The organism is Methanoregula sp. (assembly GCF_049690535.1).
GTDB lineage: Archaea > Halobacteriota > Methanomicrobia > Methanomicrobiales > Methanospirillaceae > Methanoregula.
This window is the reverse complement of sequence record NZ_JBAVMX010000031.1, coordinates 1-26,773: the sequence shown is the minus strand read 5'-3', so window position 1 is coordinate 26,773 and position 26,773 is coordinate 1. Positions and strand designations below refer to the sequence as shown.

At 52.2% G+C, this 26,773-nt stretch carries 31 protein-coding genes; 21 read left to right on the top strand and 10 right to left on the bottom strand.

Annotated elements, in window-relative coordinates; all coding sequences use genetic code 11:
* Window positions 1-12: 12 nt before the first annotated feature.
* From WCE46_RS02375 to WCE46_RS02350, 6 genes are all read left to right on the top strand, one after another.
* The gene (locus tag WCE46_RS02375) at window positions 13-441 is read left to right on the top strand and encodes a universal stress protein (protein WP_424732177.1); all 429 of its coding nucleotides are present in this window, start codon (window positions 13-15) and stop codon (window positions 439-441) included.
* Window positions 442-446: 5 nt separating this feature from the next.
* Complete coding sequence (locus WCE46_RS02370; RefSeq protein ID WP_424732099.1) at window positions 447-1,295, top strand: CBS domain-containing protein; 849 nt, start codon at window positions 447-449, stop codon at window positions 1,293-1,295.
* 132 nt (window positions 1,296-1,427) lie between these two features.
* Window positions 1,428-2,069, top strand: a complete 642-nt coding sequence (gene psmB / locus WCE46_RS02365) for an archaeal proteasome endopeptidase complex subunit beta (RefSeq protein ID WP_424732098.1) — start codon at window positions 1,428-1,430, stop codon at window positions 2,067-2,069.
* A 24-nt stretch (window positions 2,070-2,093) separates the two neighbouring features.
* Window positions 2,094-4,013, top strand: coding sequence for a beta-CASP ribonuclease aCPSF1 (locus tag WCE46_RS02360; protein ID WP_424732097.1), 1,920 nt, complete (start codon window positions 2,094-2,096; stop codon window positions 4,011-4,013).
* A 4-nt stretch (window positions 4,014-4,017) separates the two neighbouring features.
* A complete protein-coding gene (locus tag WCE46_RS02355) occupies window positions 4,018-5,115 on the top strand; it encodes an MFS transporter (protein ID WP_424732096.1) in 1,098 nt (365 codons plus the stop codon).
* Between the two features lie 68 nt (window positions 5,116-5,183).
* Window positions 5,184-6,179, top strand: a complete 996-nt coding sequence (locus WCE46_RS02350; protein WP_424732095.1) for a tetratricopeptide repeat protein — start codon at window positions 5,184-5,186, stop codon at window positions 6,177-6,179.
* 96 nt (window positions 6,180-6,275) lie between these two features.
* Here WCE46_RS02350 and WCE46_RS02345 read toward each other — a convergent pair whose 3' ends face one another.
* The 4 genes from WCE46_RS02345 to WCE46_RS02330 all read right to left on the bottom strand — a co-directional run bounded on the left by WCE46_RS02345 (window position 6,276) and on the right by WCE46_RS02330 (window position 9,543).
* Window positions 6,276-7,460, bottom strand: coding sequence for a M20/M25/M40 family metallo-hydrolase (locus WCE46_RS02345; protein ID WP_424732094.1), 1,185 nt, complete (start codon window positions 7,458-7,460; stop codon window positions 6,276-6,278).
* Window positions 7,461-7,466: 6 nt separating this feature from the next.
* Window positions 7,467-7,976: a hypothetical protein gene (locus WCE46_RS02340; RefSeq protein ID WP_424732093.1), complete on the bottom strand. Its 510-nt coding sequence runs from the start codon at window positions 7,974-7,976 to the stop codon at window positions 7,467-7,469.
* 91 nt (window positions 7,977-8,067) lie between these two features.
* Window positions 8,068-8,952: a GTP 3',8-cyclase MoaA gene (gene moaA / locus WCE46_RS02335; RefSeq protein ID WP_424732092.1), complete on the bottom strand. Its 885-nt coding sequence runs from the start codon at window positions 8,950-8,952 to the stop codon at window positions 8,068-8,070.
* Between the two features lie 9 nt (window positions 8,953-8,961).
* A complete protein-coding gene (locus tag WCE46_RS02330; protein ID WP_424732091.1) occupies window positions 8,962-9,543 on the bottom strand; it encodes an RlmE family RNA methyltransferase in 582 nt (193 codons plus the stop codon).
* Window positions 9,544-9,640: 97 nt separating this feature from the next.
* Between WCE46_RS02330 and WCE46_RS02325 the strand changes: the two genes are divergently transcribed.
* Together WCE46_RS02325 and priL are read left to right on the top strand one after the other, a co-directional pair.
* On the top strand, window positions 9,641-10,384 hold the full coding sequence (locus tag WCE46_RS02325) for a DNA polymerase sliding clamp (protein ID WP_424732090.1): 744 nt from the start codon (window positions 9,641-9,643) through the stop codon (window positions 10,382-10,384).
* Window positions 10,385-11,470, top strand: a complete 1,086-nt coding sequence (priL, locus tag WCE46_RS02320; RefSeq protein WP_424732089.1) for a DNA primase regulatory subunit PriL — start codon at window positions 10,385-10,387, stop codon at window positions 11,468-11,470.
* 320 nt (window positions 11,471-11,790) lie between these two features.
* Here priL and WCE46_RS02315 read toward each other — a convergent pair whose 3' ends face one another.
* Entirely contained in the window at window positions 11,791-11,976 is a 186-nt protein-coding gene (locus WCE46_RS02315; RefSeq protein ID WP_424732088.1) for a hypothetical protein, read from the bottom strand.
* A gap of 79 nt (window positions 11,977-12,055) precedes the next feature.
* On the opposite strand from WCE46_RS02315, the gene WCE46_RS02310 reads away from it, so the two are divergent.
* The 9 genes from WCE46_RS02310 to WCE46_RS02270 all read left to right on the top strand — a co-directional run bounded on the left by WCE46_RS02310 (window position 12,056) and on the right by WCE46_RS02270 (window position 17,637).
* Window positions 12,056-12,607 carry an HDIG domain-containing metalloprotein gene (locus WCE46_RS02310; RefSeq protein ID WP_424732087.1) on the top strand — a complete coding sequence of 184 codons (552 nt, stop codon included), beginning with the start codon at window positions 12,056-12,058 and terminating at the stop codon, window positions 12,605-12,607.
* Between the two features lie 59 nt (window positions 12,608-12,666).
* Window positions 12,667-13,224 carry a thiamine-phosphate synthase family protein gene (locus WCE46_RS02305; protein ID WP_424732086.1) on the top strand — a complete coding sequence of 186 codons (558 nt, stop codon included), beginning with the start codon at window positions 12,667-12,669 and terminating at the stop codon, window positions 13,222-13,224.
* 10 nt (window positions 13,225-13,234) lie between these two features.
* Window positions 13,235-13,426 carry a 30S ribosomal protein S17e gene (locus tag WCE46_RS02300; RefSeq protein ID WP_424732085.1) on the top strand — a complete coding sequence of 64 codons (192 nt, stop codon included), beginning with the start codon at window positions 13,235-13,237 and terminating at the stop codon, window positions 13,424-13,426.
* An 8-nt stretch (window positions 13,427-13,434) separates the two neighbouring features.
* A complete protein-coding gene (gene dapA, locus WCE46_RS02295) occupies window positions 13,435-14,382 on the top strand; it encodes a 4-hydroxy-tetrahydrodipicolinate synthase (RefSeq protein ID WP_424732084.1) in 948 nt (315 codons plus the stop codon).
* A 7-nt stretch (window positions 14,383-14,389) separates the two neighbouring features.
* Window positions 14,390-15,157, top strand: coding sequence for a 4-hydroxy-tetrahydrodipicolinate reductase (gene dapB, locus WCE46_RS02290; protein ID WP_424732083.1), 768 nt, complete (start codon window positions 14,390-14,392; stop codon window positions 15,155-15,157).
* An 80-nt stretch (window positions 15,158-15,237) separates the two neighbouring features.
* Entirely contained in the window at window positions 15,238-15,411 is a 174-nt protein-coding gene (locus WCE46_RS02285; RefSeq protein WP_424732176.1) for a 4Fe-4S binding protein, read from the top strand.
* Window positions 15,412-15,672: 261 nt separating this feature from the next.
* Window positions 15,673-16,689, top strand: coding sequence for an aspartate-semialdehyde dehydrogenase (gene asd / locus WCE46_RS02280; protein WP_424732082.1), 1,017 nt, complete (start codon window positions 15,673-15,675; stop codon window positions 16,687-16,689).
* Between the two features lie 5 nt (window positions 16,690-16,694).
* Window positions 16,695-17,000, top strand: a complete 306-nt coding sequence (gene albA / locus WCE46_RS02275; RefSeq protein ID WP_424732175.1) for a DNA-binding protein Alba — start codon at window positions 16,695-16,697, stop codon at window positions 16,998-17,000.
* A 112-nt stretch (window positions 17,001-17,112) separates the two neighbouring features.
* Entirely contained in the window at window positions 17,113-17,637 is a 525-nt protein-coding gene (locus WCE46_RS02270) for a hypothetical protein (RefSeq protein WP_424732081.1), read from the top strand.
* A gap of 326 nt (window positions 17,638-17,963) precedes the next feature.
* Here the strand turns inward: WCE46_RS02270 and WCE46_RS02265 are convergent, their stop codons facing one another.
* The 4 genes from WCE46_RS02265 to WCE46_RS02250 form a co-directional block, all read right to left on the bottom strand.
* The gene (locus WCE46_RS02265) at window positions 17,964-19,097 is read right to left on the bottom strand and encodes a DUF373 family protein (RefSeq protein ID WP_424732080.1); all 1,134 of its coding nucleotides are present in this window, start codon (window positions 19,095-19,097) and stop codon (window positions 17,964-17,966) included.
* A gap of 68 nt (window positions 19,098-19,165) precedes the next feature.
* Complete coding sequence (locus WCE46_RS02260) at window positions 19,166-20,026, bottom strand: coiled-coil protein (RefSeq protein ID WP_424732079.1); 861 nt, start codon at window positions 20,024-20,026, stop codon at window positions 19,166-19,168.
* 493 nt (window positions 20,027-20,519) lie between these two features.
* Window positions 20,520-21,686, bottom strand: coding sequence for a cell division protein FtsZ (gene ftsZ, locus WCE46_RS02255; RefSeq protein WP_424732078.1), 1,167 nt, complete (start codon window positions 21,684-21,686; stop codon window positions 20,520-20,522).
* Window positions 21,687-21,696: 10 nt separating this feature from the next.
* A complete protein-coding gene (locus WCE46_RS02250; protein ID WP_424732077.1) occupies window positions 21,697-21,876 on the bottom strand; it encodes a ribbon-helix-helix domain-containing protein in 180 nt (59 codons plus the stop codon).
* A gap of 195 nt (window positions 21,877-22,071) precedes the next feature.
* Here WCE46_RS02250 and WCE46_RS02245 point away from each other — a divergent pair, with 195 nt between their 5' ends.
* From WCE46_RS02245 to WCE46_RS02235, 3 genes are all read left to right on the top strand, one after another.
* Complete coding sequence (locus tag WCE46_RS02245) at window positions 22,072-23,070, top strand: pyridoxal phosphate-dependent aminotransferase (protein ID WP_424732076.1); 999 nt, start codon at window positions 22,072-22,074, stop codon at window positions 23,068-23,070.
* Window positions 23,058-23,669 carry an NTP transferase domain-containing protein gene (locus WCE46_RS02240; protein ID WP_424732075.1) on the top strand — a complete coding sequence of 204 codons (612 nt, stop codon included), beginning with the start codon at window positions 23,058-23,060 and terminating at the stop codon, window positions 23,667-23,669. The genes WCE46_RS02245 and WCE46_RS02240 overlap by 13 nt, the downstream gene beginning before the upstream one ends.
* Before the next feature lie 145 nt (window positions 23,670-23,814).
* Entirely contained in the window at window positions 23,815-25,050 is a 1,236-nt protein-coding gene (locus tag WCE46_RS02235; RefSeq protein ID WP_424732074.1) for a TIGR00300 family protein, read from the top strand.
* Between the two features lie 31 nt (window positions 25,051-25,081).
* On the opposite strand, the gene WCE46_RS02230 is transcribed toward WCE46_RS02235, so the two are convergent.
* On the bottom strand, window positions 25,082-26,068 hold the full coding sequence (locus WCE46_RS02230) for an archaeosine biosynthesis radical SAM protein RaSEA (RefSeq protein WP_424732073.1): 987 nt from the start codon (window positions 26,066-26,068) through the stop codon (window positions 25,082-25,084).
* An 80-nt stretch (window positions 26,069-26,148) separates the two neighbouring features.
* On the opposite strand from WCE46_RS02230, the gene WCE46_RS02225 reads away from it, so the two are divergent.
* On the top strand, window positions 26,149-26,773 hold a 625-nt coding region (locus tag WCE46_RS02225), incomplete at its 3' end, for a site-specific integrase (protein WP_424732072.1).

The window sequence follows — 26,773 nt, the reverse complement described above, 5'->3', positions numbered from 1 at the left end:
TGGGTGATGCCAGTGTTTACTAACATACTCGTTGCAATCGATGGTTCAGAAGCAAGTGATCGTGCGATCGAACGGGCTGTCGATGAGGCAAAGGTATGGAATGCCCGGCTTCATGCTGTCTATGTGGTAGAGACCGGCCTCTTTACGTCTCTTCCATCAGATAACACCGTAGAGATCATGTACCGCGTCCTTGAGAACGAAGGAAATGCGGTTCTTGAGAAGGCCAAAAAAACCGCGGCAAAAAGCGGGGTCTCCCTTGTCACCCATATGAAACAGGGCCATGCGGGGACTGAAATCATAACGCTTGCAGAGCACGAGAAGGTGGACCTCATTGTTTCGGGTTCCCACGGAAAAAGCCAGACCGATCGTCTCCTTATCGGGAGTGTAAGCGCCTATATTATCGCACACAGCACGGTCACGACCATGGTGGTGAGATCATAACGGAAATGCTCGTAAAAGACTACATGACCGCGGATGTCGTCCACGTGGACATCCCCGGCAATCGTGACGATGTCCTTAAAATTCTCAAAAGGACCGGTATTTCCGGTGTACCTGTTCTCAAAAACAAGAAACTTGTCGGGATAATCACCCGTAAGGATCTGCTGCGCAAACCAGAAGAGACCCAGCTTGGGCTCCTCATGGCTTCAAAGCCGATAACGATCGGGCCCGATGAAGATATCCACAAGGCAGCCCGGCTGCTCGTTTCGCACAGGATACGGAGACTGCCGGTAGTTGAGGATAATACTCTGATCGGCCTGCTTTCGGTCGCTGATCTGATCCATGCGATTGCCCAGATGAAAATAAAAGAGGAGATCCAGGATTCATACACGAGCACGACATTCGCACTCTGGGAAGAGACGCCGCTTCCTCTTGTGGGGCGTGTCATGGAGATCTCGGGTGTGGATGCGATCCCTATCCTGAATGCAGACAGCATACTGCAGGGCATCATCTCGGAACGTGATCTCATCCGGAGCTCAAGCATTGAGGATTCGGTTGGCGTGAGCGACTTCTCCAACGGTACTGATGATGACGAGTGGACCTGGGAGAGCATACGGGATAACCATACGATCAGTTTTGGGATATCCCGGGTACAGCTGCCAAACCGGCCGGTAAAACTTGCCATGGTCAAAAATGTCGTGGCCGTGCCCAAGAATGCCGAGGTCAGCGAATGCGCATTAAAAATGCGCAGATCAAGGGTCGACCAGCTGCCGGTGGTCAATGGAGACAAACGCCTGGTAGCCATGCTCTATGACCGCGATCTTATCAGTGTTCTCTGTAAAGAGGACTCAGAATAACATCCTTTTTGGGCAGCAGGTGTTTATTTTGCGTCAGAGCGCCGATAGCAACCTTTAAATTTCCTGATGTCGTCTAATACCATAAAACGCTTTTAATTAATTTTTGGCGTTCATTTGTTTTTGAGGTGTAATATGCCTGAACAGCATCCGGAATCTATGACGGGAACTACCACGGTCGGTCTGGTATTTGACGGAGGGGTAATCCTCGCGACGGAGAAACGTGCAACCATGGGATACATGATTGCAAGCAAACGTGCAAAGAAAGTCTACCAGATCGCGGACCGGATTGGCATGACGATTGCCGGCGGCGTGGGTGATGCCCAGCAGCTGGCACGGATTATCACGGTTGAGTGCAACCTGTACCAGATACGAAGGTCGCGGGCAATCACTGTCGGGGCTGCCTCGACCCTTCTCTCCAATTATTTAAATCAGAACCGGTATTTCCCGTATTATGTCCAGCTGCTGGTTGGCGGTGTGGATGAACACGGCCCCAGCGTCTATTCGGTGGACGCGATGGGCGGGGCAACAAAAGAAGAGGATATTGTCTCGACCGGTTCTGGATCTCCCATGGCCTACGGTGTGCTGGAAGACCGGTACCGCCCGAAGCTGAACGAGGATGAGGCAATTGAACTCGCGGTCCGGGCACTCAAGTCTGCGATGAAACGCGATGCCGGGTCCGGTGAAGGTATCCATGTGGTTGTCATCGCCAAAGACAAGTACCAGGAACTTGGTGAGGATGCTCTCAAAAAATATCTTGTCAAAAATTCTGCATAATCTTTTTTTAGGACGTTTCGTATTATGTTGATCGAAGAACGGCTCAAAGAGCTCAAAGACAAAATCAACGAGAAGGTGCCTGCCGGCATCACGGTAAAAGAGGTCGAATTCGAAGGCCCGGAACTGGTTATCTACACCGATGACCCCAAACGGTTTGCCGATGAGGCTGACCTGATCCGGATCCTTGCCCGGGACCTGAGGAAACGGATCGTAGTCCGCCCGACCATTCTTGAAGATCCTGAGAAAGCGGCTGCCGAGATCCGGGCAGTCGTCCCGGAATCCTCCGGTATCACCGATATCTTTTTTGATCCCGATACCGGGGAAGTCCTGATCGAAGCTGAGAAACCTGGCGTTGTGATCGGGAAGAACGGGATCACGCTCCGTGATATTACCCGGCATATCGGCTGGACGCCAAAAGTCGTCCGGACTCCCCCCATAGAGAGCAGCACCGTAAAGCAGGTCCGCCAGTACCTGCGCTCGGTAAACGAGGAGCGCAAGCAGTTCCTCCGCACGATAGGAAGACGGATCCACCGCGATATCCCGGGCCGCGACGAGGCAAACAAGGATGCAACCAAGAAAGATCAATGGGTTCGTGTCACGACCCTTGGCTGTTGTCGCGAAGTCGGCCGGGCCGCATTTTTGCTGACTACTCCGGACAGCCGCGTGCTGATCGATTGCGGTGAGAAACCCGATAACTCAAACGGGACTCCCTATCTCTATGTTCCCGAAATCCACCCCCTGGCGCAGCTCGATGCGGTTGTCCTCACTCATGCACACCTTGATCACTGTGCACTCGTCCCTCTCCTCTACAAGTACGGGTACGAAGGGCCGGTCTATTCGACCCCCCCGACCCGGGATCTCTCCGCGATGCTCCAACTGGATTACCTTGATGTCATCAACAAGGAAGGCCGGAAGATCCCGTACAGCTCAAACGAGGTCAAGACCTATATCCGCCATTCCATCACGCTGAATTACGGTAGCGTAACCGACATTGCGCCGGATATCAAGCTCACCTTCCACAATGCCGGCCATATCCTTGGATCCGCGATAGCCCACTTCCATCTCGGCGACGGCCTGTACAACATTGCCTTTACCGGCGATTTCAACTACAGCAAGAGCCGGCTTTTTAACCCGGCGGTCAACCAGTTCCCCCGGCTTGAGACCCTGTTCATGGAAAGCACGTACGGCGGCTCGAATGATTTCCAGCCTGCACGTTCGGATGCAGAACTCAAACTGTACGAGACCATCAACAAGGTGCTTTCGCGGGGCGGCAAGGTGATCATCCCCGCATTCGCGGTCGGCAGGTCGCAGGAAGTCATGCTCGCCCTTGAAGAGGGGATGCGCCTTGGCAAGATCCCGCAGGTGAAGATCTATCTGGACGGCATGATCCGCGAGGCGACCGCGATCCACACGACCTATCCGGAGTATCTCAACAACGATCTCCGGAACCTGATCTTCCGGGAAGGGATGAACCCCTTCCTTGCCGAATGTTTCCAGCAGGTGGACTCTTCCGATCTCCGGGAGAAAGTGATCAACGGCGATCCCTGCGTGATCATCACCACAAGCGGTATGCTCAACGGGGGGCCGGTCATGGAGTATCTCCTCAATCTTGCAGAGGATGAGAAAAATGCGCTCGTCTTTGTCGGGTACCAGGCCGACGGTACGCAAGGGAGACGCATCCAGAAAGGATGGCGCGAAGTGCCGATGGGCCGGAAAGGCACGATTACCATCAACCTTGAGATCGATACCATCGATGGATTCTCAGGGCATTCCGACCGGCGGCAGCTGATGAACTATATCGGCCAGATCCAGCCGCGACCCGAAAAAATATTCTGTATCCACGGTGATGAGAACAATACCATCGATCTTGCCAGTTCCATCTACAAGCGGTACCATATCCAGACCCATTCCCCCATGAACCTTGAAACATACCGCATGATCTGATCGCATGGAGGCATCAAAGGCATACCTGGCTATTGTCTGCCTTGGCATCTTTGCCGTCATGGCGCTCTCGAATGCGATCGTCCCGGTGCTGCCGGCATTTGCCGGACCGTCTGCATGGCAGGGTGCTATCTATGCCGCATATTTTTTCGGAGCCTTCCTCTCAACCCTGCCGGGAGGAATTCTTGCCGATCGTCATGGTTCTGTACCGGTTATCCGTGTCGGCCTCCTTATGACGGTTGCGGCCGGTATCCTGCTTTTCTTTACCACCACCCCGGTAGTGGTGGTCATCATGCGTGGTTGTGAAGGGATCGGGGCCGGGCTCTTTGTTGCAGCGGCACTCTCGTATGTCAACTCACGGGCCGATCATACCCGTATGAGTGGGTATTACATGGCGATGCTCAACCTCGGGCTTGTCCTGGGTCTGATCGTTGCCGGCCTGCTTGCAGTACGTTTTGCACAACCAGCTCTTGGGATCGGTGTCTTTACCCTTATTTCCCTTGTTGTGCTGGGAGGAAGTGCTGTTACCGGCAACCGTCAAATCTTACCGTCAAAGAGTGGAGGTACTGCAAACATATCAGCGTTCATCCGCGACAATGTCTGGTTGTGGTATTCGGCCGTGATTCTTGTAGGAATAACCGGTGTTGTCTCTTCGCTGTACCCGAAATTTTCCCATGATGCACCTGATACTCTCGGCCTATGGATTGCAGGAATGAGCATTGCCACCATTGTCACTGTTCTTGCGGTGACCCGAATACCATTTCCTCCGGTGCCGGTCATCCGCTGGTCCGCGCTCTTCATGGCGGCCGGTGTTCTTATTACCTATGTAACCCCGCTTGGCTTCATCATTCTTGGCTCCCTTGCCGGTGTCGTGATGATCGCCCAGATGGCGTATCTTTCCGGTGTATCGGATCATCAGGGCCTTCTCATGGGATTGTTCTCGACGGCAAGCTATCTGGGGATGGCGATCCTCCCGTTCCTTGCCGGTGTCATCGCGGATACGGGAGGATTTCTGGCAGCATTTGTCGTCACCGCGATTCTCGGTGGGACCGTCGTTGTCACAACAGGGTGGTACGGGTGCCGCCCTTACTGCCCTGCAGAATGATTCCTCCGATGAGATCTCAATAAAACAATACATTCATCTGCGATAAAAGAGAATTTTCGGATATGAAAATGAGTGCAAAGGCAGGTATACTGTTTCTGATTATTCTTATTCTGGTTCCTGCTGTGGCAGCAGAAGATGCCCTTGACTGGTATACAAAAGGTCAGAACGCTGCGACAGCGGGGGACTACTCTGGTGCGCTCACGTATTACAACAATGCACTCTCGCTGGATCCCTCCTATGTGCTTGCCCTGACAGGAAAAGCGGTGGCCCTCAATGCACTGGGACAATACTCTGCTGCTCTGGATGCAGCAAATCAGGCCCTCACGATACGAACAAGCACTGATGCGCAAAATGCACAGGCTTACTCCCTTTTCAAACTTGGGAGATACAATGAAGCAATTGCCGCATATGTGAATCTCACGGCCACGATCACCAACCATGCGGATGCATACTGCAACCTTGCCTATTCGTATGTCCAGACTGGAAATTCGGATGCCGCGCTCAAAGCGTATGCCCAGTGCACGAACCTCGATCCCAATAATCCGGATACCTGGAACCAGATTGGGCTTGTGTACATGTCACAGGACGATTACACCGACGCACTCGATGCATTCAATCATGCAACCCAGATAACCACGACAAATGCTGAGGTCTGGAACAACAAGGGTATGGCACTCGCAGCGCTGGGACGCTACCAGGATGCTCTGGGGTGCTTTAACACAGCGCTTGCGCTCAGTCCCGCGTATACTGATGCGATAAATAACCGGCAAGCTGTGCTGGGGAAAGGTCAGGTCACCCAGATAACCGGTTCACCAACACCGACAATCGCTCCGTGGATCCTTGGCGGTGTAACTGCCACCATCCCTGTGACCACCCCCACCGAAGCAGTGGTGCAGAATATAACTGTGGCTGAATCGTTACCTGCCGGCACCATTGCTGTGACCGCGACGGAAACTCCGGTTCCCTCAAAGACCACCTATTCCCCCCTCTCATCACTCTGTGTACTGGTAGCACTTGCAGTGGCCGGACTTCTGCTGTCTGGTGTAAAACTCCAGAAAAACTGATTATTTTTTAATGGATGACCTACACTGGTCCGTGTCTGGTAAAAATGAGCCGGAACTGTCGTCCGGTGACAGACGGAATTTCCGGGAATCGTAACTTTACGACAATTCGCTTGTCTTGTCATATGCGTTCAGGACGCCCCGGTAAATGTTTACGGCCTTCTCAAGCGAAACAATGGAGATCCGCTCGTTTGTCCCATGGAGGGTTGAAAGCTCTCCCGGGCCGTACTCGATCACCCGGAATCCCGAACCCCGGAGATGACGCGCGTCGCTTGCCGCCCACTGTAAGATGGGAAAGACATCTCCCCCCCACACCCTCTCTACTTCACGACACACAATCCTGACAAAATCGCAGTCAGGATCCGTGAATGAAGGAAGGTGTGTGGTCTCGTTGAAGATTGTCCCGTGTCGGGCATGCGCACGTATGTCCCTGACAAGATCCGGGATGCTGCACCCCCAGGGAATTCGTAGTTCCAGGTCGAGTGTGCAGTGCTGGGCGACAATGTTGACCTTCTCTCCTCCTGCAATAACTCCCGGGTTATAGGTCACCCGTTCGAGGATATCGCTGCCCTCATAAATCCGGAACTCTTCAGAAAAGACGTCAGATGAGTGCCGGATAATCTCACGGAGTTTTTCATCGATCGGAAATTCCCGGTCATGGAGGCTTTTGACATATGCAAGCATCTCCATTGCTTCCATGATCGCGCTTACGCCGATCGTCGGGTACAGGGATCCGTGGCCGGGTGTCCCGGTAAATTTCAGGTCAAGGCGGCAGAGCCCTTTCTGGCCTACACAGGGATGGCGGGCCGGTGAAGGTTCTGCGATCAGGCAGTCACAGGGGCTGATCATGTGATGTGCGAGCAGGTACCGGATCCCCCATTCGCCCCCCGTCTCTTCATCACAGACAAATGCCAGAGTCGCGGGTAGCTCGCGACTCTCCTGCACAAACATATCACAGGCCGTGAGGATCGCCGCACATCCACCTTTCATATCGGTTGCACCCCGGCCCCAGACATATCCGTCTTCTCTGGTACCAGAGTATGGCGGGTGAGTCCACCCGTCTTCAAGAGCCGGTACGACATCCACATGCCCACAAAGCAGGAGCGGTTTTTTTGACCCCCGGGTAACCAGGTTGCACCGTCCGCTTCCGGTATCCGTGACTGTGGCTACGATGCCACGGGCATCAAGGAAATTCCTGATATACTCGATAACCTCAGAGGTATCCCCCGGGGGGTTCTCGCTTTTTATCGCCACGAGCTCTGCACAGATTCGGCTTACGTCCATACCGGATCAGGTCTTTTGTTCTGCGATAAATGCCTTAAAGAGTGTAGAGAGGGATGCATCCTCATACAGGCTTTTTAAGAAATCCTGCTCAAAAAATTCGTCAATGACTGCCATAAAGAAATCCGATGGAATGGCCTGGCGGCTGTCCGGGTCAAGAACAATCCGGAAACTCCGGTAACCGGCGGGATCCTCCGGGTCGTAGAGCATCTGCCAGAGGGAGGGAAGGACCGCAAATTTCTGCGGGTGGGTGGTTTTGAGCCATGCAATAAACGCCGGGAACTGTGTCCGCTCCCCTTTTTTCTCTTCATCGATACGCCAGCGCAGGTACTCTGCGCCCATAATATTTTTCGGCGACTGGTAATTGAATGAATAAAGACTGCAGGTATAATCGATGTGCGCAATGGAGTCGATAAGGTAGAAGTAGAGGGTCTTGTTAAAGAGCGAGGTGTCGTGTAGGATCAGGGATTTTTCATAGAGGTGGGTGAGGACATTGAGATATTCATTGTCAGCAGTCATACGATTCTAGTGTACGCCGGAATTGTAAATATATTCCCGCACACCAGTGTCCAGCTCACCGGTAAGAATGCTCGTTGTTTGCGGGAAGAATCTATTTGAAAAACGGTTCCCGTCTTGCAGCCGCTTCCTGGAAGAGTGCTTCAAGTTCGGCGCCTTTTTTGCCCCGGATGGTGACATGGTTGTCCGTCCGCAGCAGGCAGGGTTTGAGTTTTCCGTCTGAAGTTACCCTGAGCCGGTTGCAGAATGCACAGAACTCGGTGTTGTGTAGCGGGCGCACGACCTCGACCTCGGCACCATCCAGGCAGTATTTTTTCCGGTGATGCATCCGGCGCGTGAGGATCTGTTCCGATCGTGCGGCAAGGTTATTCTCGACGCTGTTCAAGTCGCCGTGGTACTCGCAGTTGTTGAAATGCATCAGTTCGATGAGCTGGAGGACGAGATTGCGGTTGTTCCTCACATACGCAAGGAAATCATCAATCTCGTTATCGTTGATGCCATGAAGGACGACCATGTTGAATTTGACCGGAGTGAGTCCGACCCGAAGTGCCGCATCAATGCCGGCAAGAACCTCGCTGAGCCGGTCGCTTCCGGTGATCCGTTTGTAGGTGTCCGGGTTCAGGCTGTCGAGGCTGACATTAACCCTGCGGAGCCCGGCGGCTTTTAACTCCGCCGCCATATCTGCAAGCAGGATGCCGTTTGTGGTAATAGAGCATTCAATGCCTTTCGGAACTGCCCGGATGATCTTCAGGATATCCGGCCGGATGAGGGGTTCCCCGCCGGTGAATTTTATGCTTTTGATCCCGAACTTTGCCGCGATCTCCATGATATCGATGATCTCTTCCGCGCTCATCTCGGACTCGGGATTCTTCTCGCCTTCGGCATGGCAGTAGATACAGGAAAGGTTGCACCGCGAGGTGAGACTGATACGGAGATTGGTCACCGGTCGTCCGTAGGAATCCCTGAGCGCTTGTGTCATGGGGCGTATTCAACCCTTGAAGTTTTTCCCAACGATATACAGTTCCGTACTTCCTTTCCGGGTGGCCATGGTTGAGTAGGTCTTTACCACAAAAAAGTGCTCTTTGATCTGGTTTAACAATTCGGGGAAATCCGTGCCCTGGAACGATTTTATCACAAAATTGCCACCGGGCTTTAATACGTGGCAGGCAAAGACCAGGGCTTCTTCGCCAAGGGCGATGGCCCGTACCTGGTCGTAACTCCTGTGGCCGGAAAGTTTTGGGGCTGCATCGCAGACCACCACACTGACAGTACCGAGCAGTGCCTGTGCCTGTGCCTGAATGGCCGGGTCGGTAAGGTCGCCTTCAATGGTCTCGATCCCATCGAGGGCCGCAATCGGGTTTAAATCTATCCCAAGGACTCTCCCGTCCGTGAGCGTGCGCAGCACCTGAAGCCAGCTCCCGGGGGCGGCACCCAGATCGATAATGTTGTCGTCCCTGCGGATGATGGCAAATTTTTTCTGTATCTCGATGAGTTTGTACGATGCCCGGGATCGAAAGCCCTCCTGTTTTGCCCGAAGATACACTTTATCCCGTGACCATTGTGATCCCATATTCATTCATCCCCAAAAAATAAAGCGAATCGAACCCAAAACGCTATAATTAAAGTATGACGATATACTGTATAAGACAGTTGTTAAGGGGAAAGCGATGTTAAAAGCAACCATTGACGCAGAGATATTCCGGGAGGCCATTGACGCGATCTCAGCACTCGTTCCCGAGTGCCGGCTGCACACGGCAGAAGACAGCATCTCCACCCGTGCGGTGGACACTGCAAATGTCGCCATGATTGCATTCACGCTCAATAAAGAGGCGTTTGATACATTCAAGGCAACGCAGAGCGAAATTGGCGTTGATATCAACAAGATGAAGAATATCTTCAATATGGGTGGGAAAGGCGACCTCATCAGCCTCGAACTGGGGGATAATGCCCAGAAAATGGCAGTCAGTGTCCATGGTTACCACTACTCGATTACCCTTCTGGATACGAATACCATCAGAAAAGATCCCAACTCCCCGACTATCAACCTCCCGGGTAAGATTGTGATCTCCGGTGAAGATCTCAACAACGCAATCAAGGCGGCTGCGGTGATATCGGACAAGATTGCCATGGGGATCAACCCCAAAGACCAGACTTTTTACATGGTGGCAGAAGGCGATACCGATCATATCCAGCGCGAGTTCGGAAAAGACGAGCTCAAATCGCTGACCCCGGTCGAGGCACGTTCGCTCTTTTCCCTTGACTATCTCAGGGATATGGGCAAAGTAATGTCACATGCTTCTGAAGTCGAGGTCTGCCTTGGCGTGGATCACCCGGTCCGGTTCTCTTTTGATATTGCGGGCGGCAACGGGCACGTTGAGTACCTGCTTGCGCCCCGGATTGAGGCTGACTGAATGGAATTTGAGCCTTCCGGCAAGGAACTTTCCCATTTTCCGTTTTTAAAAAAAGCCCAGGATCCTATCAGGGCCCGTTTTGTATCGCTTGGTACGCTTCTTGGCACTTCCAAAGGCGAGGCCCTGGTCTCGCTTGCGGTTTCCCGGATCCAGGACGCAGTAACCCCAAAAAAGACCCGAGTCCCCGAAGTGAGCGACACCCCAGAGGATGAGATCGCCGCGTATGTACTGGCCCGGATCATTGCCTCCTGCGTCAATGATAAACAACTCATAGACCGGCTGACCCGGTACGAGGCAGACCGTGCCTATTATTTTCTCGTGAATGAAGAGGAGTGGAACAGCAGTTACGTGCAGGAGGATGGTGAGTATTCACGTTTGTGGACTACAATTGCCGACGAATTGGGAATCAGGATCGCGCAGGACCGGATGCCGGTCCCCGATTATGTGGAGCTTGTCGCACCCCTGCATGATGACCGGTACCGTCTCGTTAACCGAAATGTGGTACGGGGTTTTGTTACAATCAACAAAAACGAACGGTACGAACTCCTGAGGGAACGCATCCGCGTGCTCCTGCGCCGCGACCTCCCGCACCGGGTGCCAAAGGATATCTGCGAACTGCTTGCTCCGAGAGCAGCGGAGATCAAGAAGGCATACCAGGAACAGATGCTGCGGCAGTTCGGGAAAGTTGAAGAAGGTGCATTCCCACCCTGCATGCAGGCGCTTGTTTCCGCACTTGCAGCAGGCATTAACCTCACGCACGCCGGCAGGTTCTCGCTGACTGCATTTCTCCATAATATCGGCATGGACACGACCGGGATTGCGGAACTCTATGCCCGGTCCCCGGACTTCGATATCGAGAAGACGATGTACCAGGTCGAGCATATCACGGGACGCGGGGGGTCCAGCACCGAGTACACGACACCAGCGTGTGCCGCGATGCAGACAACCGGTCTCTGCGTCCATCGCGATCCGCTCTGTGAAAAGATTAGTCACCCGCTCAGTTACTACAAGGCAAAAAAATCAAGACCCTTTAAACCTGCACCTACAAAACCGCAGGTTCCTGATAAAAATCTGAAAAATTCCTGAATAAAGATTACGGAGAAAACCCGGTTCCTCTCAATAAACGGAATGTATTTTTCGAGCGCATTAAAAAATCCGGATCTGCGCAGTACTTAACCTTACCGCTGAGTTGTAACTTTACCGTTCAGCTGTAAAATTACAAACTGCTGCACGTCAGGGCGAGGGTGAAAAAAGAGCAAAATCGCGATTGTGCCACCGCACGTAACCGTGGAGAGCCGGATCGTTCCGCTAACAGATTTTTTTCCGCGATCGTTTCCTGAAACCTTAACGGGTGGTGAGTGTTCTGTGGATCTTCACCAGAGCCTAAAAAAACGATTTCGTGTATTTCAGGTGATCTTTTCGTTGACCCGGTATCCTGCAAAGGAGAGGAACAGGATAAATATGACGATCGCGATAATATAGGCCGGCCCGGCGCTGATGACCAGCGGGAGCACCGCGAGAAGAATGACCAGAACCACAAAACCGGTCACACCAATTAGGACATCTAGCAGTCGTGCATCCATCCAGTCCATTTTGGTGTTTATTCGTTATATGCATATCCGTGAGGGCGGACCGTTATGCTGATGTTCCCGGCTGGCATAAATGTCGTCCATGGAACGTTCCGCTGCGATTGCCCTGCTGTGCCTGTATGTCCATGAAGACGGGCTTAAAAAACACTGCCTTGCGACGGGTGCCGTGATGAGAGCGCTTGCCGCGCGTCTCGGTGAGGATGAAGACCTCTGGGAAACGATCGGTATCCTGCACGATATCGATTTCGAACTTATCCACGGGGATATGCAGCTGCACGGAGCGAAGGGTGCGGAGATTCTCACGGAGCATGGGATAGATCCCGATCTGGCCGGAATTGTTTGGCGGCACAACCACTTCCTCTTTTTGGGAACCTATGACCTGCCGATCGAGGTTGCGCTGCAGGCAGCAGACAGTGCCTCGGGTCTTGTCACCGCATGTGCGCTCGTGAAAGGTGGCAGGCTCTCGGACGTGACCGTAAAGACGGTGACAAAAAAAGCAAAAGAAAAGTCTTTTGCCGCCGGGTGCGACCGGTCCCGCATCGCGCTCATTGCGCCGATCCTTGCGCTGCCGGAGTTCTATGCTGTTGCAATTGACGGACTGATGAGAATACGCGGAGAACTTGGTCTGATCTGACTCCAGGTAACCCGGGAAGAACATAAAAGTATCCCGGATCAACAGAATGTGAGGATACTATGATCAGCCCGGACCAGCAGAGAAACGATGTGCTTACCCGGCTCTCGCGTTCCGTCGTCCTCTTGGAAGAATCGATGGACTCCCGGCTGGTTGCCGGTGCCGGGACAAATATAGGGTATGCGATCACCGGAGCCCGCGATCATGCGGGTATCGCTGCTGTCGCGGGCGGTCTCGTGGTGCGGGACAACGGTGTCCGGGCCGCGGGGGCTTGTGGGTTTGGCGCCGATGCAGGGATTGCAAAAATTATTCTTACTGCCTCAAAATTCGATCCGGAAATGCGTTGTGCGGCAACGATCCGGTATTCAGATGCGGTCCGCTGCGTGCTTGAGGAGATGTTCCTTGAGTGTTGCACCATGGACATCCGGGGACAGCCCCCCGGTGTCAGCACGATGGACTGGGGTGTGGCGTCTTGCTGCAGGGAAGGTGTTCCTGAGGTTATCGTGGCTCCGGGCAAAACCCCCCAGACCGCAGTTATCCACCTTTTTGGCGAGAACCCCTCTATTGTCGCGGGGAATATTATTATGTTGTCGAACCGCATTATACATATAGAACTTTGAGGAATACTCCATGGGAATAAAGCCATCGTATATTAAGACCCTCGGTACCGCACTTCTGGCCAAGCAGAGGGAGAACTTTTCGAACAGTTTCGATGCGAACAAGCAGCAGCTATCAGCATCGGCATCGATCGACAGCAAACGCGTCAGGAACCGGGTGGCCGGATACATAACAAGAAAAATTAATACAAAAAGACACGCATAACTCTCGTTATGTTCGAAGGTGTCCTTCCCGCAATAATTACCCCTTTTAAACGTAATTCCGCGACGGACCTTGACGTACAGGGTCTTGAACGAAACATTCTGTATCTTCTCTCCTGTGGTATCCACGGGATCGTGCCCTGCGGCTCGACCGGTGAGTCGGCCACGCTCTCCTTTAAGGAGCATGAAAAAGTCGTCAGTGTCACGATTGATACAGTCAACGGCAAGGTGCCTGTCCTTGCAGGAACAGGTTCGAACAACACGGCGGAAGCAGTCATCCTTACTAAGGCGGCAAAGGACACCGGCGCGGATGGCGTGCTCGTCATCAGCCCGTATTATAATAAACCCAACCGCGCGGGGCTTGTCAAACATTACACGAAACTTGCAGACCTTGACATTCCTGTGGTTATCTATAACGTTCCAGGCCGTACAGGCCAGAACCTTGAACCCGATCTTATCGCAGAGCTTGCAAAGCACCCGAACATTGTCGGGATCAAAGAAGCCAGCGGGAACGTCGGCCAGATCTCGCGGATCATCGAGCTGACGCAGGATGAGGACTTTGCCGTGATCTCCGGTGACGACAGCCTGACCCTCCCGATTATGGCGCTCGGTGGTACCGGTGTTATATCGGTCGCGGCAAATGTGGATCCGGCACGTATGGTTGCCATGTGCGAGGCGGCAGACAAAGGCGACTGGAAGAAAGCGCTGGCCCTGCACTATGCACTCTCGCCGCTCTTCCGGTCGATGTTTATCGACACAAATCCAATACCGGTAAAAAAAGCTGTGGAACTTATGGGAATGGCAGGGGGCCCGGTCCGGCTGCCGCTCGACAATCTCGATGAGAATAAAACTGCAGCCCTCAAAAAAATTCTCGCGACCATACCAGCCGCAAAGAAAACTGCGGGGGCAGGATCAGCGGGAAAAAAGAAGAAACTGCCCGTGAAGAAAACCCGGCGGTGAACCGGACATGATCAAAGTTGCCGTCTGTGGTGCATCCGGCCGTATGGGCCAGACCATCGGGAGAATGGTCAAAGAATCGCAGGATCTGGAACTTGTCGGAGGAGTCGATCTACGGCCCGGTACCTTTTTCGGAGTCGATATTGTTGCGACACAGGATATCGAGACGCTCCTTAAGAACAAGAAACCTGATGTGCTGATCGATTTTACCATAGCGCAGGCCGCTGTAGGGAATGTGAAAGCGGCGGCAAAAAATAACGTTGCGCTCATTGTCGGGACAACCGGTTTTACCCCGGAACAGAGAAAAGAGATGGCAGCAGCTATAGAATGTCACGTGCCTGCCGTGATCTCAAGCAACTTCTCGGTCGGGGTCAATATATTCTGGCAGCTCGTAAGGGAGGCCGGAAAAATGCTCGGGGATTACGATATCGAGGTGATCGAGGCGCACCACCGGAACAAGAAGGATGCCCCGAGCGGCACGGCAAAAACGATCCTGCAGATCCTTGATGAGGAGGTCGGGTCGCGCAAAAAACTCTACGGTCGGGAAGGTATGATGGAACGCGGAAACGAGATTGGCGTCCATGTGATCCGTGGCGGGGATATTGTGGGCGATCATTCGGTGATGTTTTCGAAGAACTTCGAGACAATAGAACTTTCCCACCGGGCCTATGACCGGTCGGTCTTTGCAAGCGGTGCCCTGCGGGCGGCCCGGTGGGTTGCCGGTAAAAAGCCGGGAATCTATGGCATGAACGATGTCCTTGGCCTGCAAAAAAAATAATCATTTTTCTCTTTTGACACCTGTACAAATCGAAACCTATTTTTTATCTTTGGCCGCATAATAACGATGGAGTGAACAGTTTGGTAGCTGTTGTTGATATAACAAAATGTACTGGTTGTGAAACCTGCGTGAGTGAATGCCCGGCGTCTGCGATCTCGATGGAGAACGAGAAGGCGAAGGTTGACAAGGACATGTGTGTGGACTGCGAGACCTGCGTGGATGCGTGTCCTTCAGAAGCTATCCACATGGAATAAAATTTTATTTATTGATTGCTCTTTTTAACTGCCGCACCAGACATTGTGCCGGATGACAGAATCTCATCCTGTGATGGGGTTCATTTTTGTTCAACCCTTAACCTTCCCCGGACCTCTGATAAAAAAATTTCCGGCTTTTTATTGTGTTTATCTGTATAAACTCTAAAAAACAATGTTTTTATTATCGCAGGTGAAATGGGATTTTACAACCCGCCATCATCTCAAACGGGAAATACAAAATACACACAGGACCTGTCACCTATGATCAATGTTGGAGTGCTCGGAGCTACGGGCGCGGTTGGTCAGCGATTTGTCGAACTTCTGGCGGATCATCCATGGTTCAATCTGACAACACTCGCGGCCTCGGAACGCAGTGCGGGAAAGCAGTACGGAAAAGTGGTAAACTGGCGCCTTGAAACGCCGTTCCCGGAAAATATCGCCAAACTCAAAGTTGTAAATATTGATCCTTTGGCGATGAAGGATGTGGATCTGGTCTTTTCAGCACTTCCTGCGGAAATTGCGCTGGATGTCGAGAACAAATTTGCCGATGCGGGGATCGCGGTCTGCAGTAACGCCAGTTCGCACCGGATGGAACCGACCATTCCTCTTGTGGTGCCAGAGGTCAACCCTGATCATCTCGGTCTGATCGATGTCCAGCGGGATGCCGGCAGGAATGGTTTTATCGTGACCAACCCTAATTGCTCGACCATCATGCTGGTCACCGCTCTTGCGCCGTTGCGAAAATTCAAGTTTGCCGACATCCGGGTTGCCACGATGCAGGCAATCTCGGGAGCCGGATTTGCGGGCGTTGCGGCAATGGCTATCTATGATAACGTTATTCCCTATATCGGCAATGAAGAGGAGAAGATGGAATCTGAGACCCTCAAGATCATGGGTACCTTAAAAGGCAAAAAGGTGGCCGATGCACCGTTTAAAGTGAGTGCCAGCTGCCACCGGGTACCGGTGATTGACGGACACACCATGGCGGTCTGGGTGGATATCAAAGAACCAGTTGAAAAGGTAAAAAAAGCCTATGCCGATTATAAGCCGCCTATCAAGGGCCTGCCGACCCAGCCGGCGGAATCCGTTCATCTGTTCTCTGAAGATGACCGCCCCCAGCCACGGCTCGACCGCATGCGGGGCCATGGCATGACCGTATCGGTCGGCCGGCTGAGGGAGGGTCTCCGGTTTGTGGCTATGGGACACAACACCATTCGCGGGGCAGCGGGAGCAAGCGTGCTGAATGCAGAACTGATAACCAAAAAGAAGTACCTGTGATCTCTATGGAAACCACCATGCAGCCTACCCTGCAACCGATGAAGGAAAACACCGTGTTTGTAGGAAATAAGCCGGTCATGAACTATGTGCTTGCAGTCGTAACACAATTTAACAACGGGGCTGGCGAGGTTGCCATCAAAGCCCGTGGCAAGGCGATCTCGCGGGCTGTCGATACGGCGGAGATCTCCTTAAACCGGTTCCTTGAGGGTGTAACAAAAAAGGATATTATCATCTCGACCGAAGTCATTGACACCGATTCCGGTAAGACCAATGTTTCGAGTATCGAAATCGTTCTTGCGGCAAACAAATAACTTTTTTAGTGGCTCCTGAAGCTTGGTCGGGAGCGGTTTAACCTGTGATGTCAATATTATCCACGCATACAACCGTAAACCATTTAACTGGCTCATTCGAATTTATAGTGCTATGAGTGTACGTGCTGCCGCACTTCTCTGTATCATCTGCATCGGTCTCATTATTGCGCCAGCGGTAGCGGCAAATGATGAACGGTACGGGTATATCACCGTCGATTCCGTGCAGATCCAGCTGCAGAATGATACGGCACTCGTCAATGTTCATTATTCTGTCGATGAGGGTACACGACTCATTTTCTTCTTGCTCGGAAAACAGGATTTAAAAAACAAATTATTAAAAATCCTCAATTATGACGACGCCCAGATGCAGCACATCGATCTCTCCGATGCCCAGTTCGTGGTGGACGGAGTTGCATACTCGTACGGAAATGGGATCTACTGGTATCCTTCCCACCAGTTCAACGTCATCATCCCGAAACTGACTGTTGCATCCCCCCAGGTCGTGCGGAATTATACCAATACCAATCTGTTCCCTGACGGGATGGGATATTTTTCGACCATCCCTGTGAACAGTACCGGATCGCAGGTGCCGTTGCCTGTATCTCCGTCTGACACTGTCTCTCCCCCGCCTGAATAACGTGCATTTTACGTTTGAATGCGTTTTTTAGAGGTTTCCAAACGTGAGATAGTGCCCGGGTTTGCATGCAGGAGATGATTGTCCTGCATGGTCGGCATTCCGGGATTTATGTGCCCTTTATGAAAATAAACTTGTCCACATAACAGGAATGGCCGGAAGTAGTCCGGGATTTTTTCATAATTACCTGTAAATGGGGATAACCCCGTTTAAGTTTATCCTCAAAAAAACAAGATATGCCCTGATTATTATCTCTTTTCTAAAACACGGTGGGATTTTCCCGCAACAAAAAAATGTCCCGATAAAAACTGTAACAAATCGGACCCGGCTCACATGGTTTCTATGATGGCTTCTTTTTGCTCTTCGGACAGTCGTTTCGCGACAAAATACTGGATGACCGCACCGACAATCGCACATGCGAGCCCGAAGAATGTGGAGTACATGATATACATTCCGGCTGCTGCAGATTTTATGGGGAAGTCAGGAACGCTGTTGACTGCGAGAATATAGGCGCTGCCACCGTACAGGATGAGTCCGATTGCCGTAACAAAGAATGGGAAGACAATGACTTTTGCCAAGTTTTCCCGTTCATTGAAATACACATCGATAATAACACCGACCGATGTGATCAGGCCGGCAACGATCAGCCACAGGATTGCCCCGTAAATGAAACTCATGACGTACAGGAGAATCCCCATACTGTCATCTGATGAATAATAATTCAGGACTGTGAAAATGCCGATGGTAAAGCCGATAAGCACGAGTACGATAGTAGTCGAGTACGTGACAAAGGAAAATTTGCCCCGGGACATGGACGCCCGGAGTGCATTTATAATTCCGTGAATAAATTCGTCCAAGCCAAATCCCTTATAGAGTAGGTACATCCCGATCACGCCGATAACAATAATGGTTGCCGTTCCCGGGTACCCGAGAATAAATGCAGTTGCGTACAACAGCATGGCAAGGCCCAAGGGAACGAATACCACTCTGGAGATCTTGGGATCGTCAAGGAGTTTTTTTAAGATGTAGTATGTCCCCTCTAGGTTGGGCATCTGGTTGACAATCACGCGCCGGATGCTTGCAACCGGCAGCCGGGACTGGATGATCGGTATAACATATTCATCTTCTGCGCCATCAGAGACAAGGATGCAGTTTGTCGGTTTTGTGTCCTTTATCACATCATCAAGGGTTGCTGCGATCTTACGGTCTCCTTCGATCATGTGCAGGTGGTTACCGGCAATTACTGCGACGACGGCTTCTTCACCTTTTGCGATCAGTTCATCGTAGATTTTTACCGCGGAAAAGATCGCATTGACATCAGAATCTTCCGGGTCTGCGAGAGCAAGCGTATCAGCAGCCTTCAGGCACTCCTGCCTGCCGACGACCGGGCTTTCGATCTTCGCCTTCCATCCGATATCATCGTCCCGGTCTACGCTCAGGACGAGAGTCCGACCCTCTGTCATTGGTATAATAAAATCACCGTAAATCTATTAAATTATTGCTTAAGAAAAAAAAGCGGGATAATATGGAATCAGATGAGTTTTGAACGCTGGAGCAGCAGGATGTCGTCGGTGGTAAGTTTTTCGCCGGCCCGGAAGTTCTTGAACAGGTGCTCGGCTTCCTGACGGACTGCTTTCTGCTCTTTTGTTACTTTGACCTTTTTGGTCTTCTTGCGCAGGCCTGAGATGACCTTGTCATAATCGCGCAGTTCTTTCTGGCAGGCAATAAAGGACTTGTGTTCGGCATCGGCTGATTCCTGGGCCTCGACAAAGCTCTTGTGGGCTGCGTCCGCTGCCTCGCGCGACTTGTCTGCCTTCCGGTAGGATTCAACCATCAGGTCATGGTGTTTCTGGGCGAGTTCGGCAAGTTCGGTTACTTTTGCATGGAGGTCTGAGGCCATCTTGCGAAAATCCCGTGCAGAGGTGATCTTCGTGCGCATCTCTTTGTTCTGCTCGAGTTCGGCTTCCTGCTCCTTGACCTGGCCTTTCATCTGTTTGATTTTCTCGATGAGCTCGCGCTCTTTATCGGTAGTGAAGACCTCAGTCTGCTGCCGGTACTCCATATACTCAATCTGCTTCTGGAGTTCCTTGATCCCCCGGTTCTTGAGCGTCCCGTGCTCTTTTTTGAAGGCTTCGATATCTTCAAACAGCACATTTGCCTTGTCGTTTAAGTCGTTGCGCTGCGCTTTCTGGTCAAGGACATCCTGGTTGTACTTGTCACGGAGATCCTTGTTCTTCTGCGCTTCTTCCACAAACTCCCGGGTCTGGTTGTTGAGCGTGTTCCTCTCCCGCGCAGATTTGCTGGCGGTGGCATTGAGCTCGTTTCTGCTGTTCTTGTGCTGTTCAGACTCGGCGAGAATCTTCTTTCGCTTTTCCATTAGGTCATTCAACATGCGTTACCACTCCTCATCATATTTCCAGTAAAGGGAGGTGCAATCACAGTGTCAGAGGCAGTAACCGACAAGAGCATGCGCGGTAGTTCATGCGCATCTCTCTTGTAACCGCTCTGCATGCAGGATGCAGGGCGAAAAACATCAGAAAAGGATCGTTGCATTGAATGTTTGCAAGACTTCCATGAGAAGTCTTTGTTCGACACACGGTTCATGATGTTCAACTCCCGGTACACGGATGACACCCATGCACGGGATGTCGTCCTCCATTCTCCCTTCAGATGATCTGGTCGAATGTACTATATTTTAAAGGAGGGGACTCCTATTAAGCGTTTCGCCGGCCTTCGGATGAGAATACCGGTGACGCCCCCGGAAGTGAGGAAATGCTTGCAGGAAACGTAATCTAAAACTAGTGGGGGTGGTGGCATGGTGCCGCCACCTCCAAATCACGGATATTTGTTTTTTATTTGTTGTGCGTGGGGTACTTCACCGACACTTAACCGACCCATTCAAGAACGCCGCCACCGCTGGTCTGGTCCTTCGGAGCAGCACGTCTGCTCTGGGGCATCTCAACCTGTTTCGGGCTGGAACGTTTGGCGTCCATCTCCTGAACCATGGTCTTGTAGGACTGGCGTGTCCCAAGAATCTGGGCGCTCTTGACACCGGTCATGATGGCCAGCACACGGATTTTGCCTTCCATGTCGGGCCTGACGCGGGCCCCCCAGATCACATCTGCGTGCGGGTCGAGCTCGTACGTGAGTGAGGTTGCGACTTCTTCTGCATCCTGCAGGGTAAGATCGGTACCACCGGTGATATGGATCAGGCTGCCGGTTGCGCCGCGGTAATCGATATCGAGCATGGGGTTGCTCAGGCACTCGCGGACGACGCTCTCTGCCTTGTTCTGCTGCTTGCTCTCCCCGACAAGCATGGATGCGACGCCACCCTTGGACATGATCGCCCGGACATCTGCGTAATCGATGTTGATGAGTGAGGGTTCGGTAATGGTCTCGGAAATACCCTTGACGGTCTCACCGATCAGCTGGTCCATGACAGAGAATGCCTGACCGAGCGGGAGGTTGGGAACGAAGTTTTTCAGCCGGTTGTTATCAAGGACGATGACTGAGTCTGCTGATGCGGCAAGTGCTTCAAGTCCTTCTTCTGCACGGATCAACCGGGCCTTTTCTACCTGGAATGGGTAACTGACCATCCCGACAACGATTGCGCCCTGCTCCTTTGCAACCTGTGCAACGACCGGGGCTGAACCTGTACCGGTACCTCCTCCCATACCTGCTGTGATGAATACAAGGTCTGCCGATTCAAGCAGTGCCTCAAGAGTCGGGCGCGCCATCTCGGCTGCCCGCTTACCTACATCGGGGTAACCGCCAGCACCAAGGCCCCGGGTCAGGGATTTCCCGATGAGGACACGCTTGTCAGCCTGGATCATGTCCAGGTGCTGCTTGTCCGTGTTGATCGCAATCGTTTCCGCACCGGAGACTCCCATGTGGTGGATACGATTTACCGTGTTGTTTCCGCCACCACCGCAGCCGATAATCACAATTCTTGGCTGCCCGAGGAAATCGTCATCAGGTGCATTTGAACCGGACTTGCTTACCTCTTTTTCAAGTTCGGCATTTTTTAATGCGTCGTTAATAATGCTCTGCATTTCTACCCTCTCATACCTTGAATGAAACCTGGTCATTATCCTTTAAGACACGGCCTGCTCTTTTCTCAACAAGATCGCGTACGGCAGCCCGGACTGCTTCTGAAATGTTAGGATACTCACCTGCATCTACCAACTGCTGGAGCAGGTTGATCTGCTGTTCGGGTAACCGGAGCGTGATTCGTTGCATCATTGTATCTCCATTTCCGACATGTGTCTGTCATTTGTCATTCACATGTCTGACAAGGGGAACTCTTGTGTCTGACTTAACCAGATAAACCAAAATGATACACAATGGTATATATGTTTTCCGATTTGCTCCTGTTCCACACTCCAAACGCATTTATGACATCCCGGCCAAGTAATTTTCAAAAATACGGACTATTCAATGGCTGTTGATTTTCCCAGACCCGTGGTGCATGGTGGAACCGGAAAGCGGCAGCGGGAAAATACCGGGAAAAACCTGCTGGATTTCAGCGCGAGCCTCAACCCCCTGCCACCCCGGTTTGCTTGGCAGTGTGATCCAGCGTGCCTGTCATCGTATCCAGATAATGAATATGCCCGGATCAAGGAGTGTATCGCACAGACATTTCACCGGGATCCCGATGAGATCTGTGTCGGGAACGGCTCTATCGAACTGATCCGTGTCTTCTGTTCGGTTGCTCTTTTGGGAAAAAAGACCTATTTTACCGAATCTCCCACGTTTGGAGAATATGCGCTCTCCGCCCGACTTGCCGGTGCATCGGCAGCAGGTAATCCGGAAACCGCCGGGGTCTCTTTTGTCTGCAACCCAAATAATCCGACCGGGGAACTGCGCAGCCGTTCTGATCTGATGGCGCGTGTCAGGGACATGTCAATTCATGGCGGAACGCTCTTTGTCGATGAAGCATTCATTGAACTCGCAGATCCCCGCGAGAGCCTTGTGGATGTCCGCGAGCCGCCGCTCTTTCTCCTGCGATCGCTCACCAAGAGTTTTGCGGTTCCCGGTATCCGGTTCGGATACGGTTTTGGCGATCCTGACCTGATAGCAAAGATAGAGACTGCCCGCCCGCCATGGAGCGTAAATGCATATGCGGAGGCGTTTGCCCTCGAAGCATTCCTCCATATCGATGAACTGGAGAAGGCCCGGGACTATATCCGGAAAGAGCGTGACAGGCTTTCTTTGAAGATCGATGAACTCGGGCTGCGGTGTCATCCGTCATCCGTCAATTACCTGCTCGTGGACTGCACTCAACTCGTGGGGCCGTTGTGCGATCAGCTGGAAACTCACGGCATCATCGTCCGCGACTGTACGTCATTCGGGTTGCCTGCCTGCATCCGGGTAGCTGTGCGGACACGTATGGAGAATGACCTGCTTGTGGAGGCATTGTCTGAATGCGCGCGCTGATCATGGCCGGCGGCACGGGCAGCCGCCTTAACCTGGGGGAAAAACCCCTGATCCTTATCAACAACCGGCCAATGCTCGGGTATGTGGCGGATGCCTTTCTTTTGGCCGGGTGCAACGTGGTTGTTGCCACCTCTCCAAAAACTCCCATGACCCGCAACTGGTGCCGGGCAAACGGTATTGAATCGTACGATGCTGAAGGAGCAGATTATATCCTGGATATGGTTGAAACGGTCCGGGCGCTTGAAGAGACGCAACCGCTTTTTGTGAGTGTTTCTGATATTCCCTGCATCGATGCAGAGATCATCACGACCGTCCGTGATGCGTACAGAGAATCCGGGAAGGATGCCTGTTCAACATGGGTGCCGTCAATGCTCGTCCGATCCTGCCGGGGGGGTATGACCTATCGTGAAACGATCGGGGATATTGAAGCCTGCCCGACCGGGCTCAACATCCTTTTGGGAAACCGGATTGCCGAAGCGCAGGATGAGCTCCAGCTGGTGCTTGCCGACCCTAGACTTGCCATAAACGTCAATACCCGAGAAGATCGTGCGGCAGCAGAAGCATTCCTCAGGAATGTGCAGACAGATGGGAGCGTGTAACCTTTTTTGCCCGGATTTTGCCGGGATGCAGCACCGGGCTGCTTGTTAACTGGCCTCAATTCGCGTCGTTACGTCAAAAAAACGGCAGATGCTGGCGTATTTATACGAATGCATATTAAGGTGCGGGGTCAAATACTACTGCATTATGGTGGAGTCGCAGGAGATCGAGCTTCAGGGGCATATCATCGACTCAGGTATCATGACCCAGCTCTTCGATCGGATCATGGACATGGGGGGAAATTTCGAGATCCTTGTCTTTGACGTGGGCAAGAAAAAGACCGACCCCAGCTATGCCCGTCTCAGAATTGTGGCGCAGGATAAAGAGAAACTGCGTTCAATCCTGTCGGAACTCCACCGTCTTGGCGCCCATCTCCCCCAAGTAAACTCTGTCCATTATGTGCCGGCAGCCGGGGACCGGAACGCCCCAAAAGAATTCTACACGACTACAAACCACCCGACTCAGGTCAGGCTTGCAGACGAATGGGTTCCTGTCGCTGATATCGAGATGGACTTTTTAATCGTCGTCGACCCCAAAACGAAGCAGGCCCGTTGTACGCCTCTTGGGAAGATCAGGAAAGGCGATCTCGTTGTTGTCGGCGAAGAGGGGGTGCTCGTGAGCTATCCGGCCCGGCCCCGGACAAGCAGCACGTTCGAGTTCATGCACGGCACCGTCTCCTCAGAACGCCCCAGCGAAACCCTGATTGCACAGATAGCAAAGGAGATCATTGAGGTCCACAAAACCGGAGGTAAGATTATCCTTGTCGGGGGCCCCGCGATAATCCACACCGGTGCGGACAAAGCGGTAGCGGAACTGATCAGAAAAGGGTACATCAATGTCCTCTTTGCCGGTAACGCGCTTGCCACCCACGATGTTGAATACAACCTCTATGGTACATCACTCGGCATGGATTTACATACGGGAAAACCGGTGATGGGCGGGCACCGCCACCATATCTATGCCATCAGCGAGATCATGCGGGCCGGTTCTCTAAAGAAAGCGGTGGAGACCGGGGTTCTCACCGGTGGGATCATGTACGAATGCGTGAAGCATAACGTGCCTTACGTCCTTGCCGGGTCAATCCGTGATGACGGTCCCCTGCCGGACGTGATCCAGGATACCATGGTGGCGCAGGACGCGATGCGCCAGCACATCCCTGGCTGCAAGATGGTGCTGATGGTTGCGACCCTCCTGCACTCGATAGCGGTAGGTAACTGCCTGCCCTCGAATGTGAAAACGGTCTGCGTGGATATTAATCCCGCATCAGTGACAAAACTGATGGACCGTGGCACAACACAGGCAATAGGCATCGTCTCCGATGCCGGGACGTTCCTCCCTCTCCTTGCCGAGCAGATCGAGAAGCAGAGCAAAGGAAAAAAGTAAGAGGGCAGATCTTTTTTATTTACTTCAAATTTTACCGTGTCAACGGCATGCAGTACGGCTGCTCATGTATGAGTACGTATTCCCACTCGCTTTTGCAGGTACATTCCATATCCAGCAACTCACCGATAAGATCACGGTCTGCCGTGAGTGAATAGTCGCGGATGCCTTTCGTGATCTCATAATCGCATATCCCGCAGTTGTGCGGCCCTCTCTTCTGGCCGCCCCCAAGGGGGTCGCAGGTCACATGCATTGGTGCGTCTTTTAAAATCGAGAGCACGCTCCAGAGGTACGGCGGGCGATAAGCTCCCTGTTTCCAGTACAGTTCGAGTTCGGTCCGCTTCTGCACAGTGCAGGGATTCATCGAAACCATCTCCACGGTACCTGCAAGCTCGGCAAGCGATGACCGCATATCTATAACGGCCTCTGCTTCGGTCATGAAGAGTGGTTTGAAAAGGAGGTATGCTTTCACTCCTGCCCCGACAGTATGGGCGACAGCTGCGGCTTTTTTGAAATCTCCGTACGTAAATCCTTTATTGATGCATTTTTCCCGTATCGGATCGCTCGTGGTTTCAAGGCCCACGGCACAGTACAGCGGGGTTGTATGGGTGCCGTCGTTCAGTTCCGCAACAAATTCTCCAATGGTATCGGGTGTTATAAATTCCGGCCGACTTTCTGCGATCACAATTTTTCCCTTGAATACCTGTGCTACCTCTCTCTGGAACACCGGGGGCACTTCGGCGGGATCAAAAAAACTCCCTGATGTAAAGATCTTCACCATCGCAAAATCGTCAAGGGAAAACTGTGCCCTGACCCAGCCCAGCTGTGCGTGCAGGTGCCCGGCTAGTTCGTCACAGGACTGTGCCCGGTACCGCTCGTGGCGGTAACTGCACATCCGGCACCGCGACCATGAACACCCCCCGGACTCAAAAATAATCGTGAGGCAGTCGACTGCTTCACCATTATACCGTTCTTTTCCGCTCCAGTAGGCGAGTGGTTTTTTCAGGTTTTCAGAAATCATTAACAACCTCATTGTTGATCTTGTTTTTTATTCAGTCTACACATACGTTTATCTTGTTTCACGTCGAACAAGATATTATCATGTATAGTGTTAGCACGTACTTGGCCAAACGTGCCCCCGGAACTGTAAAATCCTATCATCGGGCACTCGTGTTGTTCGCGGCGTATGCAGGGACTGATATTGATCACCTTGAGGAATACATTACGACCGTACCACGGAAAACCCTTGTTGAACAAGTGGTTAGATTCACCGATGCAAAAATAATGGAGAGTCTGGGACAGAACACAAAGAGGAGTTATGTCTCTATCGTAATGGCATATCTTGAGTACAACGAGATCGTAATACCGAAAGCCCATCGACGACAGGCCATACCAAAACGTGCGGGTGTGTTCAGAGACAAGGCATTTACTCTTGATGAAGTCCGGTTCTTGTATGAATTCTTATCTCCCATCGGACGCGCTTCTGTCCTCCTGATGCTCTCAACAGGAATGAGATTGTCCGAAGTATGCGCATTCACAGAAAAAGACATCGACGGTCAGATCATCCATCTAAAGGGATCATATTGCAAAGGTGGGAAAGAACGCGATGTCGTGATGTCTGCCGAGTGCCAGAAGTACATAAAAGATGTGTGGTTACCCCTAAAACCGGAATACCTCAAGGCAGCGCAAAACCGTAACAAGGGATTAATGAAACCATCAGAAAAAC

Excerpts from the sequence above, each read along its gene's own strand:
- WCE46_RS02370 (WP_424732099.1), top strand. The coding sequence starts at position 447 with ATGCTCGTAAAAGACTACATGACCGCGGATGTCGTCCACGTGGACATC.
- psmB (WP_424732098.1), top strand. The coding sequence starts at position 1,428 with ATGCCTGAACAGCATCCGGAATCTATGACGGGAACTACCACGGTCGGT.
- WCE46_RS02360 (WP_424732097.1), top strand. The coding sequence starts at position 2,094 with ATGTTGATCGAAGAACGGCTCAAAGAGCTCAAAGACAAAATCAACGAG.
- WCE46_RS02355 (WP_424732096.1), top strand. The coding sequence starts at position 4,018 with ATGGAGGCATCAAAGGCATACCTGGCTATTGTCTGCCTTGGCATCTTT.
- WCE46_RS02350 (WP_424732095.1), top strand. The coding sequence starts at position 5,184 with ATGAGTGCAAAGGCAGGTATACTGTTTCTGATTATTCTTATTCTGGTT.
- WCE46_RS02345 (WP_424732094.1), bottom strand. The coding sequence starts at position 7,460 with ATGGACGTAAGCCGAATCTGTGCAGAGCTCGTGGCGATAAAAAGCGAG.
- WCE46_RS02340 (WP_424732093.1), bottom strand. The coding sequence starts at position 7,976 with ATGACTGCTGACAATGAATATCTCAATGTCCTCACCCACCTCTATGAA.
- moaA (WP_424732092.1), bottom strand. The coding sequence starts at position 8,952 with ATGACACAAGCGCTCAGGGATTCCTACGGACGACCGGTGACCAATCTC.
- WCE46_RS02330 (WP_424732091.1), bottom strand. The coding sequence starts at position 9,543 with ATGGGATCACAATGGTCACGGGATAAAGTGTATCTTCGGGCAAAACAG.
- WCE46_RS02325 (WP_424732090.1), top strand. The coding sequence starts at position 9,641 with ATGTTAAAAGCAACCATTGACGCAGAGATATTCCGGGAGGCCATTGAC.
- priL (WP_424732089.1), top strand. The coding sequence starts at position 10,385 with ATGGAATTTGAGCCTTCCGGCAAGGAACTTTCCCATTTTCCGTTTTTA.
- WCE46_RS02315 (WP_424732088.1), bottom strand. The coding sequence starts at position 11,976 with ATGGACTGGATGGATGCACGACTGCTAGATGTCCTAATTGGTGTGACC.
- WCE46_RS02310 (WP_424732087.1), top strand. The coding sequence starts at position 12,056 with ATGGAACGTTCCGCTGCGATTGCCCTGCTGTGCCTGTATGTCCATGAA.
- WCE46_RS02305 (WP_424732086.1), top strand. The coding sequence starts at position 12,667 with ATGATCAGCCCGGACCAGCAGAGAAACGATGTGCTTACCCGGCTCTCG.
- WCE46_RS02300 (WP_424732085.1), top strand. The coding sequence starts at position 13,235 with ATGGGAATAAAGCCATCGTATATTAAGACCCTCGGTACCGCACTTCTG.
- dapA (WP_424732084.1), top strand. The coding sequence starts at position 13,435 with ATGTTCGAAGGTGTCCTTCCCGCAATAATTACCCCTTTTAAACGTAAT.
- dapB (WP_424732083.1), top strand. The coding sequence starts at position 14,390 with ATGATCAAAGTTGCCGTCTGTGGTGCATCCGGCCGTATGGGCCAGACC.
- asd (WP_424732082.1), top strand. The coding sequence starts at position 15,673 with ATGATCAATGTTGGAGTGCTCGGAGCTACGGGCGCGGTTGGTCAGCGA.
- albA (WP_424732175.1), top strand. The coding sequence starts at position 16,695 with ATGGAAACCACCATGCAGCCTACCCTGCAACCGATGAAGGAAAACACC.
- WCE46_RS02270 (WP_424732081.1), top strand. The coding sequence starts at position 17,113 with ATGAGTGTACGTGCTGCCGCACTTCTCTGTATCATCTGCATCGGTCTC.
- WCE46_RS02265 (WP_424732080.1), bottom strand. The coding sequence starts at position 19,097 with ATGACAGAGGGTCGGACTCTCGTCCTGAGCGTAGACCGGGACGATGAT.
- WCE46_RS02260 (WP_424732079.1), bottom strand. The coding sequence starts at position 20,026 with ATGTTGAATGACCTAATGGAAAAGCGAAAGAAGATTCTCGCCGAGTCT.
- ftsZ (WP_424732078.1), bottom strand. The coding sequence starts at position 21,686 with ATGCAGAGCATTATTAACGACGCATTAAAAAATGCCGAACTTGAAAAA.
- WCE46_RS02250 (WP_424732077.1), bottom strand. The coding sequence starts at position 21,876 with ATGATGCAACGAATCACGCTCCGGTTACCCGAACAGCAGATCAACCTG.
- WCE46_RS02245 (WP_424732076.1), top strand. The coding sequence starts at position 22,072 with ATGGCTGTTGATTTTCCCAGACCCGTGGTGCATGGTGGAACCGGAAAG.
- WCE46_RS02240 (WP_424732075.1), top strand. The coding sequence starts at position 23,058 with ATGCGCGCGCTGATCATGGCCGGCGGCACGGGCAGCCGCCTTAACCTG.
- WCE46_RS02235 (WP_424732074.1), top strand. The coding sequence starts at position 23,815 with ATGGTGGAGTCGCAGGAGATCGAGCTTCAGGGGCATATCATCGACTCA.
- WCE46_RS02230 (WP_424732073.1), bottom strand. The coding sequence starts at position 26,068 with ATGATTTCTGAAAACCTGAAAAAACCACTCGCCTACTGGAGCGGAAAA.